We start from the raw sequence: 18,981 nt of genomic DNA, 5'->3' as shown, positions 1-18,981 counted from the left end.
CTCATGCTGACTTACACGATCCGACGGCTTCTGCTTGCCATCCCAACACTACTATTTATTGCGTTGGTGATTTTCTTGCTTCTCGAGCTTTCCCCCGGCGATCCGATGGCCCAAATGCCAATGTCGATCCCGCCCGAAGTCAAAGAACGTATGCGCGAAGCTCTCGGCCTCGATCAGCCATGGTGGGTGCGATTTTACCTTTGGCTCTATCAGTTCTTTGTTGTTGAGCCTCAATATTGGATTGATGGTCTCTTTGGGACCGACCTCGCCGAAGGCGCACAGCGGATCATTTCGTTCCAATCGAAAAGCCCTGTCTTTGACATCATCGCCGAACGTATTCCCCAGACCCTTTGGGTGGTTGGGATGTCCTATGTCGTCGGCGTCTTGATCGCGCTCCCAATCGGGATCGCCTCCGCCTACTATCAATATTCATGGTTCGACCAGATCGGTACGTTCATCTCGATGGTTGGGTTTTCGGTCCCGACCTTCTTTACAGGCGTGCTACTCATCGTCGTATTTTCCGTGAACCTCGGCTGGTTCCCGTCCATCTATGACACGACCTTGGTCGTTGATAGCTGGGCCTCTCTTGGCCAGCAGATCAAGCAGATGGCGATGCCTGTGTTTGTGCTCGCGCTCTATAACGCTGCACAGATCAGCCGTTTCATGCGGGCTTCTATGCTCGACAACTTGGGCCAAGATTATGTCCGCACCGCTCGTGCCAAAGGCATGCGTGAAAAGGTCGTCGTTCTCCGCCATGTGCTTCGCAATTCGATGATCCCCGTGGTGACCGTAATCGCACTGGGCGTCCCCCAAGTCTTTGGCGGTGCGATTATCACCGAACAGGTGTTCAAGGTGAACGGGCTGGGGCAACTGTTGATCCTCGCCGTTCAAGGCAACGACATTCCGATGGTCATGACCCTGACCTTTATCTTTGCCGTGTTGATCGTTCTCTTTAACTTGATTGCAGATGTCCTCTACGGCCTGCTCGACCCGAGGATCCGCTATGACTGACGCCACCCTCGTTAAAACGCCGTCGCAAGCACGTGAAATCTGGGACCAATTCCGGCAACACCGCGGAGCGATGATCGGGCTTGCTTTTCTGATCTTCATCACCCTGTTTGTCATTATCGGTCCATACCTATGGGACCTAGACCCGACCAAATCCGACATTCGGAACAAGAACATGCGACCATTCTACATCGGCATGTTGTTCGGTGAAAAATGGGGTTGGAACCATCCTTTGGGGTCAGACAACCTTGGCCGCGATGTACTGGCAAACCTTATGTACGGCGGGCGTATCTCACTTGCCGTGGGTTGGACGGCGATGTTGCTGTCGCTGATCATCGGCACGCTGGTTGGCGTTCTTGCAGGCTATTTCAAACGGCTCGACGGTCCACTGATGCGCTTTACCGATTTGGTTCTATCGCTACCGCTCTTGCCGCTCCTCCTCGTCATGATGCTCTTGTTCCGCGATGCCTTACGGGCAGCCTTTGGGCCTGAGTTCGGTATCTTTCTGCTGATCGTAACGGGGATCGGGATTACATCATGGATGAACACAGCACGTATCGTCCGTGGTGACGTGCTGACAATCAAAGAGCGCGAATATGTGCTGGCGGCGCGGTCAATCGGCGCACCGTCGCGTAGGATCATCACGCGCCACCTACTACCCAACGTGCTGTCGCCGATCATGGTGTCGGCTACGCTCGGCCTCGCCACCGCGATCATCACCGAAAGCGCGCTGTCGTTCCTCGGCCTTGGCTTCCCGTCTGATTTCCCAACGTGGGGCAAACTGCTTTTTGACAGCGTCGACCGGATGGAGAGCTTCCCTGAACGCGTCATCTGGCCCGGCCTCGCGATTTCGCTGACCGTTTTGGCAGTGAACTACATCGGTGACGGTCTGCGCGACGCTCTCGACCCACGGATCAGGGGGCGCTAAGCCCCCTACCCTTAGTGGTGCATGGATTTCTGGATACGGCGTAAGATCAGCCAAACCGCAATCACAACGGTCGGCGTGACAGTTGCGTAGAGCCAGTATTTCTCAATGTGGAACAGCTTTTCGACTGGCGCCAAAATATATAGAACAAGGTTCAGCGCGTAGTAGCTGATCGCCACGACAGACAGCCCTTCGACCGTACGTTGGAGTCTCAGTTGCAGGTCAGAACGCTGATCCATACTGGTCAGCAGAGCTTGGTTCTGGGCGGACCGTTCCACATCCACCCTTGTTCGCAACAGATCACCTGCGCGGATCGCCCGTTCGGACAGATCATTCAGGCGCTTCTCAGTCGATTTCACGGTGCGCATCGCGGGATCAAAGCGGCGCATCATGAACTCACCAAACGTCTGACGCCCACCAAAGCGCTCCTCGCGCATGATGCTGATCCGTTGGTTCACAATGGTCTCATAGGCCCCTGTCGCGCCAAATCGGAACGAGGTTTGCGCGATCAACTGCTCTAGCCCTGCAGATACATCCAAAAGCGATTGCAGCGTGTCCGCCGCGTCAATCTCGGGGTTGCTCATCCCTGTCACAAGCGCGGTGAGCTTTTGCTCTAGTTTCCCCAGATCAGGCCCGATCGACCGCGCGCGCGCAAGACCCAACATGGACACGGTTTTATAGGTCTCAACCTCGCAGAGGCGCTGAACGACACGACCGATCCGACGTTCTCCGCAGGCCTCCGCCGCGAAAATGGCAAAGCGCATATGGCCCGCGGGATCGATCCTGAAATCACCTGCAACAATCAGTTCACCGTCCAGCATACGGCTCACGGCGAGGCTCTCGGGCACGAACCAGTCGTCGATCCGTCTCGTGATCTCGTCATCCGAAGGCATCGGTTCAATCCGGATCAAGGCAGACGTCATACGCGTCCCTGGTGCAGACTCGAGCCAATCCGTCGGGAACAATCCAAAGGTCGCCGCGTCATAGGGGCGGTCCGCCACACCATCGCCAAGGAGGGTATAGGTCACAAACTCTGTATGGCTTTCCCATTTCAGCCAATGCCGTCCGATCTGACCAAAATAGTGTGTCGCATCGGGTTGCGGATGGGAGGCGCCAAATCGGTCGAGCAACGCGATAAGGTGCGCACGATCTGCCTCGCGGTCACGGCCAACCGCATTCTGCGCAGGTTTGAGCGCGAGATACGCAGCCCGCCCTGGCGCCTTGATCACAGGGAAAGGGCGCGCATGGAGTTCATTTGCCAATGCGTAGCGTAGGGGGTGATCTTCGAATGTCGCAGTCATTATTTGCATCGCCTTAGAGTATAAGCGGGCAGACTATCCAGCAATCATCACAGTTCAAGTTAAAAATTGCTTAAATACAAATACTTAGCGGCACACATTGGTATACTGTGTGCCGCTAGGTCAATTTTATGGTTAGATGCAAACCACTTCGAGCGGAGGGAAGCCGTTAAAGCAGACCGACGAATAGGTCGACGTATAGGCGCCCGTGTTGCGGATCAGAACGCGATCACCAGCCCGCAGGGTCATCGGCAGCGGCATCGGACGCTTTTCATATAGCACGTCAGCGGAGTCGCAGGACGGGCCAGCCATGATGCACGGCCCCATCGGATCGTCATCGCGCGCAGTTTCAAAGCGGTAGCGGATCGCCTCGCCTTCGGTTTCAGCAAGACCAGAGAAACGGCCAATCGACAAGTAGACCCAACGGTGCACGTCACGGTCGGATTTACGGCTCACCAGCAGGACTTCGGCGACAATCACACCAGCTTCAGCCACCATACCGCGACCCGGCTCTGCCATGATGATCTCAACGTGACCGAACTTCTCTTCGACCATAGCCATAACAGCCGCAGCGTAGTCGGTCGGCGCTTGGATTGGTTCGTTGTAGAATGCAGGGAAGCCACCACCGATGTTGAGAAGGGTCAGGTTATGGCCTGCGTCTTTTGCAGCGTGCCAGATCTGCGCCAGTGCATCGAGGGACGGACCCCACATCGCGGCTTCGCGGGTTTGCGAGCCCACGTGGAACGAGAACCCAGCAGGGTTCAGGCCCAGTGATTTCGCGTAGTCCAAAAGGCGCACGGCGGTATCGCCGTCGCAACCGAATTTGCGGGTCAGCGGCCAGTCAGCTTGCGATACTTCAACGATCAGGCGGATATAGACGTTCGAGTTCGGAGCAAACTCTGCGATCTTTTCCAGCTCTTCTTCTGCGTCAGCCGCAAAAAGGGTGATGCCCGATTCAAATGCCCAAGCGATGTCCGACGGACGTTTGATGGTGTTCCCAAACGAAATCGTTTCGGGACGCGCCCCTTGGGACAAGCATATTTCGATCTCTGCACGCGATGCCGCGTCAAAGTGCGATCCCTTTTGAACCAGGCGGTGGATCACATCCAGCGCAGGGTTTGCTTTGACGGCATAATGAATGTCAGCGCGGCCAAGGCCAGCTTTGAGAGCGTTATACTGCTCTTCAACGCGATCAACGTCGATCACGAGCGTCGGGCGATCGAAATCGTTCGCAGCGACATAAGCATCAAGTCGGTAAGGATCAAAAACACGGGTGGCGTCAGCCGCCCCGGCAAATTGTGCAGTCATCGGTCATCTCTCCAAAAGACCCGGTCCCAGAATGGTCCCGACCAGTTTTCCAGTGAGACGTTACCGTCGCTGCATAACACTCGGGTATGTCCCCGAGGCCAGAGGCGCGTGCGTTGGCGTCTGTGTGAGCGGGCATGTGATGCAAACGCAGAGTCGTTTCAAGAGAAAATTTGCACGAGGGCAAAATAATTTTCACATCAGCGGCCTTTTGATCAAATCCCTTATTTTCAAGGGCTTCATCGAGGTGGATTTGATCAAATCAATGAATGGCGCTGATAGGGATTCAAGGATAAGACAACAGCATGGCTAGACTGATCCTCTTCAACAAACCCTTTGACGTTCTGACCCAGTTCACCGACGCAAAGAACCCGACCCCGCGCCGCACCTTGTCAGAGTTCGGATTACCGTCTGGCGTCTACCCTGCAGGGCGTCTGGATCGGGATAGTGAGGGGTTGCTTTTGTTGACCGACAATGGCCCGCTGCAAGCTGCGATCAGCAACCCGAAGTACAAAGAGCCGAAAACATACCTCGCGCTCGTCGAAGGCGCCGCAACCGATGCGGACCTTCAGCCGCTTCGTGATGGTGTGACGCTCAACGATGGCCCCTGTCGCCCAGCCAAGGCCCGCGTGATCGACTCCCCTGCCCTGTGGGAACGTGACCCGCCCGTGCGGTTCCGCAAGACCGTACCAGACACATGGATCGAGATCACCATCACTGAAGGGCGTAACCGTCAGGTGCGCCGCATGACGGCGGCGGTGGGGTTCCCGACCCTGCGGCTCGTTCGATGGCAGATTGCAGAGTGGACGGTCGAGGGGCTGGGTTTGGGCGAATGGCGCGAAATCGACGTTCCCGCGCCCGCACCCAAGATCATCCGCCGCCCCTTTAAACGGAAATACTAATCCCAAACGCAAAAGGGCCCCGCTGATCGCGAGGCCCTTTGTTCGTAATCGACTAGATTACTGGATTTTGGTGAGCAGTTCGTCGAGCGACTTTTTCGCGTCGCCGTAGAACATGCGGGTGTTCTCTTTGTAGAACAGCGGGTTTTCGATGCCCGAGTAGCCAGTGCCCTGACCACGCTTCGAGACGAATACCTGTTTCGCTTTCCAGCATTCCAGAACCGGCATACCCGCGATTGGGCTGTTCGGGTCTTCTTGGGCGGCTGGGTTCACGATGTCGTTCGAACCGATAACGATCGCAACGTCGGTCTCTGGGAAGTCCTCGTTGATCTCGTCCATTTCAAGAACGATGTCATAAGGAACCTTCGCTTCGGCCAAGAGAACGTTCATGTGACCCGGCAGACGACCTGCAACAGGGTGGATCGCAAAGCGAACGTTCTTACCACGTGCACGCAGACGCTTGGTCAGTTCGGAAACCGACTGCTGTGCCTGTGCAACGGCCATACCGTAGCCCGGGATGATGATGATGTTGTCAGCTTCTTCCAGAGCCGTCGCCACGCCATCAACGTCGATCGCAACCTGTTCGCCTTCGATTTCCATGGCTGGGCCAGCAGTGCCGCCGAAACCACCTAGGATAACGCTGATGAACGAACGGTTCATCGCTTTACACATGATGTAGGACAGGATCGCACCCGAGGAACCAACCAGCGCACCCACAACGATCAGAAGGTCGTTGCCAAGCGAGAAGCCGATCGCAGCCGCAGCCCAACCTGAGTAGGAGTTCAGCATCGACACAACGACAGGCATGTCCGCGCCGCCGATACCCATGATCAGGTGGTAGCCGATGAACAGCGCCGCGAGGGTCATGATTGCCAGCGGCAGCATGCCACCGGTGTTGAAGTACCATACAAGGCAAAGCGCAGAGATAATCGCCGCGCCAGCATTCAGCATGTGACCGCCCGGAAGTTTGGTCGCAGCCGAAGACACTTTGCCTGCAAGTTTACCATAAGCGATAACCGAGCCGGTGAATGTCACAGCACCGATGAAAATGCCGAGGAACAGTTCAACCCGCAGGATGCTCTGCTCAACAGGCGTTTTGTGCGCCAGTAGTTCGGCGAATGCACCGAGGTGCATGTCATGAAGCATCATCTGCTTGCCAGCTTCGGACAGGGTCGACGACATGCCGCCCATAACGTGCATGACGTTCGATAGTTCAAAGTGCGCGATAAAACCAACGAACACAGCCGCCAGACCAACGAGAGAGTGCATCGCAGCAACCAGTTGCGGCATCTCTGTCATTTGAACTTTCATCGCAACGTAGTAGCCGATCAGACCACCGCCGATGATGAGCAGGACCGACAGCAACCAAAGACCAGCGCCAGGGCCAACGAGGGTTGCTGCAACCGCCAGCGCCATGCCGACGATGCCGTACCATACGGCGCGTTTTGCACTTTCCTGACCCGACAGACCGCCGAGCGACAGGATGAAGAGGACAGCCGCGACCACATAGGCCGCTGTAGTAAATCCGAATTCCATGATCCCCTACTCCTTACGATTTCTGGAACATGGCGAGCATGCGCCGTGTCACGAGGAAGCCGCCGAAGATGTTGATACCGGCCATAAAGACCGAGAGCGCGGCGAGGATAATCACCAACCACGATCCGGACCCGATTTGCATCAGAGCGCCCAGAATGATGATCGACGAGATTGCGTTGGTCACTGCCATCAGCGGTGTGTGGAGCGAGTGGCTCACGTTCCAGATAACTTGGAAACCGATGAATACGGACAGAACGAACACGATGAAGTGCTGCATGAACGAGGCTGGAGCCACCAGACCGATCCCTAGAAGGATCGCACCACCGATCGCCAACAAGGTAACCTGCTGTTTCGTTTGTGCTTTGAACGCGGCGACTTCGGCAGCGCGTTTTTCTTCGGGGGTCAGTTCTTTTGGTTTTTCCTGCGATTTCGCAGCAATCGCCTGAATCTTGAGCGGCGGCGGCGGGAATGTGATCTCGCCTTCGTGGGTGACGGTCGACGAACGGATAACGTCGTCTTCCATGTTGTGAACCACGACGCCGTCCTTGTTCGGGGTCAGGTCGGTCATCATGTGACGAATGTTCGTCGCATAAAGGGTCGATGCCTGAGCCGCCATCCGCGACGGGAAGTCGGTATAGCCGATGATGGTCACACCGTTCGGGGTCACGATCTTTTCGTCTTTGACGGTCAGTTTACAGTTACCGCCTTTTTCAGCAGCAAGGTCAACAATGACCGAACCCGGTTTCATGGCCTGAACCATGTCTTCGGTCCAAAGCTCCGGCGCTTCGCGGTTCGGGATCAGCGCAGTGGTGATCACGATATCGACTTCCGGTGCCAGCTCGCGGAATTTCTTCAGCTGAGCTTCGCGGAATTCAGGCGAAGAAACCGATGCGTAACCGCCCGTTGCGGCGCCGTCTTGCTGTTCTTCTTCGAAATCAAGGTACACAAACTCTGCACCCATCGATTCAACCTGCTCGGCCACTTCGGGACGAACGTCGAATGCGTAAGTGATTGCACCCAGAGAGGTCGAGGTACCGATCGCAGCCAGACCAGCCACACCAGCGCCAACAACCAGAACTTTCGCAGGGGGAACTTTACCAGCAGCGGTGATCTGACCCGTAAAGAAACGACCAAAGTTGTTACCCGCTTCGATTACCGCACGATAGCCCGCGATGTTCGCCATCGACGACAGCGCGTCCATCTTCTGAGCGCGCGAGATACGCGGAACCATTTCCATCGCAATAACGCTAGCGCCTTTTGAAGCAGCCAGTTTCAGGCCCTCTTCGTTTGCACCAGGGTTAAAGAAGGTGATCATGGTCTGGCCTTTGGACAGACGCTTGATCTCTGCGTCGGTCGGAATGCGGACCTTTGCAACGATGTCGACAGCTTTGAACAGCGCCGCCGCGGTTTTCACCACTTCGACCCCAGCCTCTTTGTACATCTCGTCAGAAAAGCCAGCATTTGCGCCAGCACCGGATTCGATTACGCACTCGTAACCTAGCTTCTGTAGATCCTTAGCCGAAGCAGGCGTAATCGCGACCCTGTTTTCGCCCTCGAGTATCTCTTTAGGTGCGCCGATTTTCACGGACAATCCCCCTTAAAATTTCCTCATCCAGAACCGCATACCCAAAGCAATATTATTTCACAAGCGATGGTTATAAAGTATACAAATGCATACTGAACAAGGTGTTAGAGTGTTAACGCTCACAACCAGCGTCGGGTTTTTAGGCAGTACCGCGCAAAGTCCGCGCGAAACGTTTTTCGCATCCTATTTTCTTCGGGGATGATGAAGTGTTTTTCGATCCACCAGACGAAAATTGGCAATAGTGGCAATGCGATAGGCGCATCAAGCCAGAGGATCACCCCCGCCAACACCAAAGCATCGCCGAGATAAATCGGATTTCGGGTCCGTTTAAAGATGCCTGACTGCACCAAATGGGTCGGAACGCGATGTGGTACGAAGGTCGTGCGCCATTTTCGCATCTCAACGACCGCAAGAAGCATCAAAATCACGCCGCCACCGATCAGAACACCTGACAGCATTTGCGTCACGGGATGTCCCAACGACAAACCAAACGGATCATTCAGGCCCAGCCACCACGCAAGCGCGATGCAAAGAGCCAACCAGACGGGGGGAATATCAATCATTTTCATGAGTGAACGATGCCCCCAGTCTTATGAACTGTCACGCCTCAATTCTCGTGACGTCATGCGACAGGTGAGCGCGGCAGGGCTTGCCAAATCACACTCCGCTATATTTCCATCGCACCATGACTGATTTCTCAAAAACCCGCGACATGTTCGATCTGCCTGAAGGCGTGATCTATTTGGATGGAAACTCTTTGGGCCCGCTGCAGCGCACGGCTTCGGCTCGTGTTGCCGCACGAATGGCCGATGAATGGGGCACCATGCTGATTACGGCTTGGAACAAGGCAGGATGGATGAATGACCCGCGTCGGATCGGGGATCGCGTTGGTCGCCTTGTCGGTGCGGCTGCGGGAACCATCGTGATGGGCGACACCCTTTCGATCAAGGTTCATCAGGCATTGGCGTCTGCGCTAGACCTGCGCCCTGATCGTCGGGTGATCCTGTCGGACACGGGGAACTTCCCCTCTGACCTCTATATGGCGCAGGGGCTCATTGGGACCATCGGCAAAGGTCACAGCCTGAAAACCGTTGCGCCAGAGGCGGTCATAAATGCCATCACGGATGAGGTCGCCGTCGTGATGGTGACAGAGGTCGACTACCGCACAGGCCGCAAACACGACATGGCCGCGATCATCGCCAAGGCCCACGCGGTCGGCGCATTGGTCATCTGGGATCTCGCGCATTCCGCGGGCGCGCTGCCCGTCGCCCTGACAGAAAGCGGCGTCGATTTCGCGGTGGGCTGCACTTACAAATTCCTCAACGGCGGACCGGGTGCGCCTGCGTTCATCTATATCCGACCCGACCTCGCGCCTGACTGCCGCCCTGCCCTCTCTGGCTGGCTCGGCCACGAGGCACCTTTTGCCTTCGATCCCGACTACCGCGCTGGCGGTGGCATTGATCGGATGCGCTGCGGCACCCCACCCGTTTTAGCGCTGGCCGCTTTGGACGCGGCACTGGATGTGTGGGACGATGTGGACATGGACGACCTTCGGGCACGCTCCATCGAGCTGTCACAACGGTTCATCCAAGGGGTCGAGGCCGCCTGCCCGATGCTCGCCCTCGTCAGTCCGCGTGACCCTGCCGAGCGGGGATCGCAGGTTTCTTTCGCCTTTGACGATGGCTATGCCGCGATGCAAGCCTTGATCACCCGCGGTGTCATCGGCGATTTTCGCGCGCCAAATATCATGCGCTTTGGCATCACACCGCTTTATCTCTCAGAGAACGACATAGACCACGCCGTTGAGATCATCGCGGACGTCATGACCAACCGCCTTTGGGACGACCCTCAATACAAAAAACACGCCGCCGTCACGTAACCTGACCTTTCAGCGGGAAAAGGAAGTCCTATATCCATCGTATCAATCTGGAGGCGATCTTGGCACGGACACTGACGATCAATGGGACCGCTCATGCGGTGGACTTGCCCGATAATGTGCCCTTGCTCTGGGTGCTGCGCGACGCGCTACACTTAACCGGCACGAAATATGGCTGTGGCGTTGCGGCCTGTGGTGCCTGCACTGTGCACATCGATGGGGAGGCCGTTCGGTCCTGTCAGGTCGCGCTCGGCGACGTATGGGGCGCCGTCACCACCATCGAAGGGATCGGCACGCCAGATGCCGTTGCGGTGGTCCAACAGGCTTGGATCGACCATCAGGTCGCACAGTGTGGCTACTGTCAGTCGGGCCAGATCATGCAAGCCGCCGCCCTCCTCGCGCAGAACGTCGCCCCAACAGACGACGATATCGACGAAGCGATGAACGGCAACCTCTGCCGCTGTGGCACCTACCCCCGTATCCGCGCCGCGATCCATGACGCCGCCAAAAAACTGCAGGAGGCGTAATCATGTCCCGCATCGGTAAAATTGCCCGCCGCACGTTTCTCTTTGGGGCTGTTGCTGTCACAGGCGGCGCGGCTTTCGGCTATTATAAAATGGTTGAAACGCCGCCGAACCCGCTTGCGCCTGACACAGGTGCCGCGCTGAATGCCTATGTGATCATCGACGCCACGGGCATCACGATTGTCGCCCCACGTGCCGAAATGGGCCAAGGCGTCCAAACCACGCTGGCGGCCCTTGTCGCCGAAGAATTAGATGTCACGCTCGACCAGATCACAGTGATCCATGGTCCCCCTGCGAAGGCCTATTTCAACCAAGCACTCTTGGGCAACGCGATCCCCGTCATCGAATACCAGCGCAAACCTTGGGTGCACGATGCCGCCGAATTCGTTGGCAACGCTGCGAAATTCCTGAACCTTCAGGTGACAGGTGGATCAACCTCGACCCGCGACGCCTACGTAAAAATGCGCGAAGCAGGTGCGCAGGCGCGTCAGATGTTGATCGAGGCAGCGGCCAAACGGCTGAACGTCGCGGCGAACAGCCTTCGAACCGAAGCGGGCACTGTCATTGCCACCGATGGCACGACGATTGCTTACACCGACCTCGCGACCGACGCCGCCGCCCTGCCCGCGCGAAACGTTACCCTTCGCGATCGGAGCGACTGGAAAATCCTCGGCACCTCACAGCCTCGCACCGATATGGTCGCGAAATCGACGGGCACGGCCACCTATGGCGTCGATGTGCGATTGCCCGACATGAGGTTCGCCACGGTAAAGATGAACCCCAAACGCAGTGGCATGCGCGGATTTGATGCCTCAGAGGCGCTCTTGATGGAGGGCGTCGAAAAAATCATCGACCTTGGCGACGGTGTCGCGGTGGTGGCAACTAACACGTGGCTCGCCATGCAGGCGGCTGATGCAATCACATTTGACTGGGAAGACGCGACTTATCCCGCCGATACTGAGGCCCAATTCGCGATCATCGAACAGGCGTTTAACAGCGAGCCCAACAGCACCGCCCGCAATGAGGGCGATGTTGAGAGCGTTCCAGCCGCGATCACCGCCGAATACCGCGTCCCTTTCCTCGCCCATGCGACGATGGAACCGATGACGACGACCGCGCTCTTCACGGGCAGCGCTCTCGAGCTTTGGTCCCCGAACCAAGGGCCGATCCTTGTGCGCGATTGGTGCGCAAAGGCCGTCGGGCTTGAGCCCGAGCAGGTCACCGTTCACACGACCCTCATGGGGGGCGGTTTTGGACGACGTGGGGAATACGACTTTGCCGTGCTTGCCGCGCGTGTAGCCCGCGAAATGCCCGACACGCCGGTTCAGGTCACATGGTCCCGCGAAGAGGACATGCGCCACGACTTCTACCGCCCTGCGGCCATTGCCCGACTGTCAGGCACGGTGCAGGATGGCAAAGCGGTGTTGCTTTCCGCCGATATCGCAGCGCCATCGTGTTCACATCAAGCGATGCAACGCTGGCTCGGTCGTTCGATGGGTGGTCCTGATACTGAACTGGTCGCGGGCGTCTACGACCAGCCTTATGCCATTCCGAACTATCGGGTCCGTGGATACAAAGCCGACCTCGATGTCCCCGTTGGGTTCTGGCGGTCTGTGGGCGCAAGCTATGGCGGCTTCTTCTTTGATAGCTTTATCGACGAAATGGCCCATGCTGCCGGACGCGACCCGCTCGAGTTTCGTCTGGAACTGATCACTCCAGAACACGCGCCCAGCGCCAAAGTCCTCGAAACGGTTCGCGACATGTCGAACTGGAATAGTCCGCTCCCTTCGGGCGTCGGGCGCGGCGTTGCCTTCACGTATTCGTTTGGCACGCCCGTTGCTCAAGTCATCGAAGTGCGAGACACGGGCCGAGGCATAAAAATCGAAAACGTCTGGATTGCTTGTGATCCGGGCGTCGCTCTCGATCCTCATAACATTAAGGCCCAGATGATGGGCGGATGCATCTACGGGCTATCCGCCGCCATTCACGGAGAGATCACCCACACGGACGGCGAAGTCGATCAGTTCAACTTCCCCGACTACGACGGCCTGCGCATGGCGAGTTGCCCACAAATTGAAGTAAATGTTCTGGAAAATGCACTCCACATCAGTGGTGTTGGCGAGCCAGGAACGCCCCCAGCGGCGCCAGCATTGGCCAATGCATTGTTCAGCCTGACGAAACAACGGCCTCGGAGCCTTCCTCTGTGGCGCGATTATATCTTTGTTTAGCGACGCATTGCTTCCAAACGGAGCGAACTTTATAACCTTTTGGACATAACAATGCCTCAATTCGCCACGGACTCACCACGATAGGCTCCAATTAACGCCCCAGTAGCTACCCACACCTATTCTCAAGGAAATGTCCGCAGTCCGATTCGATTGCGGTGAATAGTGTGGAAGTACGATGCCTACTGGTTATCTCGTTAATTTGAACGGAACGTCGCTGGATACCAATGATACGGTCTCTAGTGGCGCGACCTCTTTCACGACAGCCCAAGTCATCGGCACGGGTTCGCTCGAGTATAACTACAACACTTTTTTGATCATCGTGAACACCACCACGGTGAACGGCACCTACTACCTCGCAACCAACGGATCGGTCTATTTCGTACCGAGCGGGTCGTTCCAGTCTGGCGCTTACAATTTCAACGTCGCCTCCCACCCCACTTTCAGCATCATCATGGGCACGACCAATAGTGATGCAAACATCGCCGGTACGAGCGCGTCTGACCTGATCTACGATACGAACACCACCACGGCGACGACGGGCACGGGCAACGACACGATCTATGCAGGTGCAGGAAACGATACGGTAATTGCGAATGACGGCAATGACGTCATCTATGGCGGCACGGGCAATGACTCTATCCAAGCTGGTTCTGGTACGGACATCGTCTATGGCGAAGATGGGAATGACACCATCAATGCGGGCACTGGCGCTGATACGGTATACGGTGGCGCAGGCACTGACAGCATCCTCGGCGGCGACGGCAACGACCAGATTTTTGGTGGCACTGGCAACGACACGATTGATGGCGGCGCAAATGACGACACGATCGAAGGCGGTGTCGGCGATGACTCGATCCTTGGTGGGTTGGGCAATGATACCATCTACGGCGAAGGCGCCAGCGCAACCGTAACATCGAACACAGAGCACCTGAGCTGGACCAACAACGGCGCTTGGGGCAACAACTACAACCTGTCTGGCGGCTTCACCCAATCCACTGGGTCGATGAACGTCACGTTCAGCCAAAACAACGATGGCGCCCTTCAGTCGACAACGACCAGCACCGACGAAGCCATGTATGTCGGCAGCGGCGAACCGTTCGACAGCGTCTCCAGCCTCGAAATCAACGGCACCGGTGGCGCCAACGTCAGCACCAGCACACTGACGTTTAACGCCCAAGCGGGCTCTGGCTACTCGAACGCCGTTGAAAACGTTACCTTCCGCATCAACGACATCGACACCAGCGGATGGCAAGACCGCGTTATCCTGCGCGCCTATGACATCAACAACAATCCTGTCACTGTTTCCATTACGGCCAGCGGCAACGATAGCGTAAGCGGTCAAACCGTGACGGCGAACCCTGTTGCGGTCAACGAAACCCCTGGCCAAGACCTCGGCTCGATCCTCGTGAACATTGCGGGCCCTGTGTCCCGTATCGAAATCGAATTCGACAACATCGGCACGTACGTCTCGAACCGTATCAACGTCACCGACGTTTACTTTGACACCATCCCTGACACGACAGGCGGCAACGACAACATCGACGCGGGCGATGGCAATGACATCGTTTATGGTGGCATTGGCGTGGACACCATCGTCGGCGGCGCTGGCAACGATGCTGTGTATGGCGACGAAGGGAATGACTACCTCTACGGTGGTGACGGCGACGACACCATGTTCGGTGGTGACGGCAATGACACCATCTTATACGGCGAGGGTGCGGACACCGTTTACGGTGGCGCAGGTGACGACGTTATCGACGACATCGGCGGCACGGCTTACCTGACGGGCTCGACCATTTACGGTGGTGACGGCAACGACCTTGCATACGGCACCGCTGGCGATGACCTTTTGGTCGGCGACGCGGGCAACGACGTTCTGTTTGGCGAGGTTGGGAATGACACGCTGCGCGGTGGTGCGGGCGATGATAGCCTCTCGGGCGCGGAAGACCAAGATACGTTCCTATTGGACGACAACAACGGACTGGACGCGATCTACGGTGGTGAAACCGGCACCGACTATGACACCATCGACGCCTCGAACATCGCGACATCTGGCGTTTCCGTAAACGTAACGGGCTATGAATCTGGCCAAGTTTCGGCAGGCGCAAGCGGCACCATCGCCAACTTTGTCGAGATCGAAAACTTCGTTCTGACGGGCCAAGACGACCAGTTCACCAGCGGCGAAGGCATCCTTTCGGCTGAGACGGTGGATGCGGGCGCGGGCGCGGATAGCATCTCGACTGGTGCAGGCGATGACGCTGTGTTTGCGGGGACAGGCACAGATACCGTCGACGGCGGCACTGGCAACGACACCATTCACCTCGGTGCGGACACGGATGCTGACCTCATCATCCTCAATGATGGCGATGGGAACGACTACGTCTATGATTTCGCGCAGCCGACCCCGAATGGCGACGGCACATTCACAGGCCTTGACCAGCTCGACGTCAGTGGCCTCACTGATGCCCAAGGCAACCCGGTCAACGTCCATGACGTCACCGTCACCAACAACGGCGGCTCTGCGCAACTGAACTTCCCTGACGGGACGTCGATCACGCTGAACGGCGTTGATCCGACTGTCATGACCAACCCGCTGGCACTCGCAGCGATTGGCGTTCCGCTCTCTGACGGCACCATCTCTGGTACCGCAGGCGATGACGTTATCGACACGAACTACAGCGGCGACCCTGATGGCGACCGCGTTGACGATGCTGATAACGTTCTGGCCAACAAAGGCGCGAACGACGACATCATCGAAGCTGGCGCGGGCAATGACTCGATCCTCGCAGGTATCGGCGACGACACTATCTATGGCGAAGCTGGCCTCGACCGGATCGACGCGGGCGCAGGCAATGACGTTGTCTACGGCGGCGACGCAAGCGATACGCTGGTTCTGACCGACGGCTTTGGAAACGACACGTTCGACGGTGGCAGCACGGGCGAAACAGGCTACGGCGATATCATTGATGCGACGGGTCTAACAGGCGACGTGACCGTCAACCTATCTGCGCCAGAAACCGGCACTCTGAACGAGGGCACAAACACAGTTTCCTTTACCGAAGTCGAAGGCCTATCTCTGGGCCAAGGCGATGATACGGTTTACGGCTCGAACGGCAATGACAGCTTCTCGACCGGCACAGGTGCCGACGTTATCGACGCAGGTGCGGGCGATGACGTTTACGCGCTCGGGCAGCCTGCGACGACAACGCCCGATAGTGATGTTGATACGGTCATTTTCTCAGACGGCGACGGCAACGATACGGTCTATGGTTTCCAAGGTCCGACCGACAATGGCGACGGCACGTTCACGGGCAACGATCAGATCGACGTGTCCGACCTGCACGACGCAAATGGCGATCCCGTCAACATCTGGGATGTCGTTGTTCAAGACAACGGCGGCAGCGCGCAACTGCTGTTCCCGAACGGCGAAACCATCACGCTTTATGGTGTCTCACCAACCCTTCTCTCGAACCCGCTCGCGCTGGGTGCGATTGGTGTGCCGCTCTCCGATGGCACGGTTTCGGGTACCGCTGGCAATGACATCATCAATACGTCCTATAACGGCGATCCCGATGGCGATCACATCGACGCAAATGACAATATCCTGCCAACCAATTCCGGTGACGGTGATTTTGTCCAAGCGGGCGCTGGCGATGACACTATCCTGTCCGGTGCAGGCAATGATATCGTCTACGGCGGCGATGGAAACGATTTAATCTTTGGGCAATCTGGCAACGATGCGTTGATTGGTGACGCAGGCGACGACACGTTTGCATTTGAGGCGGGCAGCGGGGTCGACTCTGTTCTGGGTGGTGAAACCGGTGAAACCATCCGCGACCAAATCGATGCCTCTCTCCTAACGACAGACACCACGGTAACCTTCAGTGCCGCTGAAAACGGCGTGCTCACCTCTGGCTCAGACCAGGTCAATTTTTACGAAATCGAACAGGTCCTCACCGGCAGCGGCAACGACACCATCACAGGCACCACGGGGTCACAATGGGTCGATACTGGTGCTGGTGACGATACCATTTCGATGGGCGACGGCGACGATACTGTTGTGGCCGGCGACGGGAACGACACCATTGTCGGTGGCGCTGGTGGGGACGTTCTTTATGGCGGCGCTGGCAACGATACGATCACCTTCGCCGAAGGCGACAATGTCTCGGGCGGTGACGGCGACGATCTTTTCATCCTCGCCGACTATCTCGAAACGGGCAATGGCACGATCACCATCGACGGTGGCAACACAGGCGAAGGCGCTGGCGACACGCTGCAACTGGGCATGTTGGCCGACCGTTCGACGCTCGTCGCGACCGATGATGGCACGGGCAGCTTCTCTGGCTCGGTCACACTCGATGACGGCACGCTGCTGAACTTCACCGATATCGAGAATATCATTTGCTTTACACCGGGTACGCGCATTGCGACCCCGCGTGGTGCACGCCCGATTGAAACCCTGCGTCCCGGCGACCTCGTTGTGACCCGCGACCACGGTCTGCAGCCGATCCGCTGGATTCAGTCCCGCACGGTTCCTGCGATTGATCGCTTTGCGCCCATTCGCATTCGTCAGAACGTTCTCACAGGTCTCGAATCTGATCTACTGGTGTCACCGCAACATCGCATGCTGTTCCAAGGCTACAGCGCTGAATTGCTCTTTGGCGAAACCGAGGTCCTCGTGTCGGCGCGTCACCTCATCGACAATAAGGCTGTCACCCGCGAAGAGGGCGGCATGGTCACCTACATCCACATGATGTTCGACCAGCACGAGATCGTCTTTGCCGAAGGCGCCGCGACCGAGAGCTTCCACCCCGGTGACGTTGGCCTATCTGCGATCAAGGACGAAGCCCGCGAAGAACTCTTTGCGATTTTCCCTGAACTTCGCGCGATGCCGAATAGCTATGGCAACACTGCGCGCCGTTGCTTGAAAAAGCATGAAGCTCAACTGATCCGTCTGTGATTAAGCGCTGACCCGTAAGGCGGACTGACCGCCCGCGGCCCATGCCCGCGCGGCGTCACCAAAGGCCGTGAACAGAGGGCGCGAAACGGGGTCATTCGCAGCATTCCATTCAGGGTGCCACTGAACGGACAAGGTAAACCCAGGTGCATCTTTAATGTAGATCGCTTCGGGCGTGCCATCGGGCGCGTGGCCTTCGATCACGACGCGGGCGCCCGCGTCCTTTATCCCCTGCCCGTGCAGCGTGTTGGTCATGACTTGGGTCGTGCCAAATAACTGATGGAATACACCGCCCTCTTTGAGCGTGACCACATGGCGGAGCGCAAATTTTTCTTCGAGCGATCCATCAGGCGGCATGCGGTGATTGGTGCGTCCCGGCAGATCGCGGATCTCTGGATAGAGCGTGCCGCCCATCGCGACGTTCACCTCTTGGAACCCGCGACAAATCCCTAGAACAGGTTGACCCCGTTCCACACAAGCCCGAACCAGCGGCAATGTGATGGCATCGCGACGACGGTCGAAATCACCATGGGCTGCGGTTTCTTCTTCGCCATATTCGCTTGGGTGCACGTTGGGCCGCCCACCCGTGAGTAGAAACCCGTCGCAAACCTCCAAGAGTTCATTGACGGTCACATAATCGGGATCAGCGGGGATGATGAGGGGAATACAGCCCGCCACGTTCGACACCGCACAAGAGTTCATCGTGCCACCAGCGTGCGTCGGATAGCTGTCGTTCAAAAGTGCGGAGTTGCCAATAATTCCGATGACGGGACGCGTCATGTTTGCCTGCCCTTACTGCGTTGCCCTCCACGTTAGCCGCTGATTAACGGCATGAAAAGG

The 18,981-nt window shown here is 57.3% G+C and carries 13 protein-coding genes; 7 read left to right on the top strand and 6 right to left on the bottom strand.

The window, feature by feature from the left end; all coding sequences use genetic code 11:
* The first annotated feature begins 3 nt into the window (after nt 1-3).
* Both BSK21_RS04490 and BSK21_RS04485 read left to right on the top strand, forming a co-directional pair.
* Entirely contained in the window at nt 4-1,011 is a 1,008-nt protein-coding gene (locus tag BSK21_RS04490; protein WP_067549315.1) for an ABC transporter permease, read from the top strand.
* On the top strand, nt 1,004-1,936 hold the full coding sequence (locus tag BSK21_RS04485; protein WP_067549318.1) for an ABC transporter permease: 933 nt from the start codon (nt 1,004-1,006) through the stop codon (nt 1,934-1,936). Before BSK21_RS04490 ends, BSK21_RS04485 begins: the two co-directional genes overlap by 8 nt.
* 11 nt (nt 1,937-1,947) lie before the next feature.
* Here BSK21_RS04485 and BSK21_RS04480 read toward each other — a convergent pair whose 3' ends face one another.
* The gene (locus BSK21_RS04480; protein ID WP_067549321.1) at nt 1,948-3,234 is read right to left on the bottom strand and encodes a DUF3422 family protein; all 1,287 of its coding nucleotides are present in this window, start codon (nt 3,232-3,234) and stop codon (nt 1,948-1,950) included.
* A gap of 132 nt (nt 3,235-3,366) precedes the next feature.
* On the bottom strand, nt 3,367-4,539 hold the full coding sequence (locus BSK21_RS04475) for a type III PLP-dependent enzyme (protein WP_067549324.1): 1,173 nt from the start codon (nt 4,537-4,539) through the stop codon (nt 3,367-3,369).
* A 302-nt stretch (nt 4,540-4,841) separates the two neighbouring features.
* Between BSK21_RS04475 and BSK21_RS04470 the strand changes: the two genes are divergently transcribed.
* A complete protein-coding gene (locus tag BSK21_RS04470; RefSeq protein WP_067549327.1) occupies nt 4,842-5,438 on the top strand; it encodes a pseudouridine synthase in 597 nt (198 codons plus the stop codon).
* 57 nt (nt 5,439-5,495) lie between these two features.
* Here BSK21_RS04470 and BSK21_RS04465 read toward each other — a convergent pair whose 3' ends face one another.
* The 3 genes from BSK21_RS04465 to BSK21_RS04455 form a co-directional block, all read right to left on the bottom strand.
* On the bottom strand, nt 5,496-6,971 hold the full coding sequence (locus BSK21_RS04465; protein ID WP_067549330.1) for an NAD(P)(+) transhydrogenase (Re/Si-specific) subunit beta: 1,476 nt from the start codon (nt 6,969-6,971) through the stop codon (nt 5,496-5,498).
* A gap of 13 nt (nt 6,972-6,984) precedes the next feature.
* Entirely contained in the window at nt 6,985-8,556 is a 1,572-nt protein-coding gene (locus tag BSK21_RS04460) for a Re/Si-specific NAD(P)(+) transhydrogenase subunit alpha (RefSeq protein ID WP_067549332.1), read from the bottom strand.
* 119 nt (nt 8,557-8,675) lie between these two features.
* Nucleotides 8,676-9,125, bottom strand: a complete 450-nt coding sequence (locus BSK21_RS04455) for an isoprenylcysteine carboxylmethyltransferase family protein (RefSeq protein ID WP_067549335.1) — start codon at nt 9,123-9,125, stop codon at nt 8,676-8,678.
* Between the two features lie 116 nt (nt 9,126-9,241).
* Between BSK21_RS04455 and kynU the strand changes: the two genes are divergently transcribed.
* The 4 genes from kynU to BSK21_RS04435 all read left to right on the top strand — a co-directional run bounded on the left by kynU (nt 9,242) and on the right by BSK21_RS04435 (nt 18,144).
* A complete protein-coding gene (gene kynU, locus BSK21_RS04450; protein ID WP_067549338.1) occupies nt 9,242-10,435 on the top strand; it encodes a kynureninase in 1,194 nt (397 codons plus the stop codon).
* Nucleotides 10,436-10,494: 59 nt separating this feature from the next.
* On the top strand, nt 10,495-10,959 hold the full coding sequence (locus BSK21_RS04445; protein ID WP_067549341.1) for a (2Fe-2S)-binding protein: 465 nt from the start codon (nt 10,495-10,497) through the stop codon (nt 10,957-10,959).
* 2 nt (nt 10,960-10,961) lie between these two features.
* Nucleotides 10,962-13,184, top strand: a complete 2,223-nt coding sequence (locus BSK21_RS04440; protein ID WP_067549344.1) for a molybdopterin cofactor-binding domain-containing protein — start codon at nt 10,962-10,964, stop codon at nt 13,182-13,184.
* Nucleotides 13,185-13,359: 175 nt separating this feature from the next.
* Nucleotides 13,360-18,144 carry a Hint domain-containing protein gene (locus tag BSK21_RS04435; RefSeq protein WP_074038965.1) on the top strand — a complete coding sequence of 1,595 codons (4,785 nt, stop codon included), beginning with the start codon at nt 13,360-13,362 and terminating at the stop codon, nt 18,142-18,144.
* Here BSK21_RS04435 and BSK21_RS04430 read toward each other — a convergent pair whose 3' ends face one another.
* The gene (locus BSK21_RS04430) at nt 18,145-18,921 is read right to left on the bottom strand and encodes a gamma-glutamyl-gamma-aminobutyrate hydrolase family protein (RefSeq protein WP_067549353.1); all 777 of its coding nucleotides are present in this window, start codon (nt 18,919-18,921) and stop codon (nt 18,145-18,147) included. It lies immediately after the preceding gene.
* Between the last annotated feature and the right edge of the window lie 60 nt (nt 18,922-18,981).

The organism is Marivivens sp. JLT3646, assembly GCF_001908835.1.
GTDB lineage: Bacteria > Pseudomonadota > Alphaproteobacteria > Rhodobacterales > Rhodobacteraceae > Marivivens > Marivivens geojensis.
Note: the sequence above shows the minus strand (reverse complement) of the source record. Positions and strands in the feature narration are given on the sequence as shown.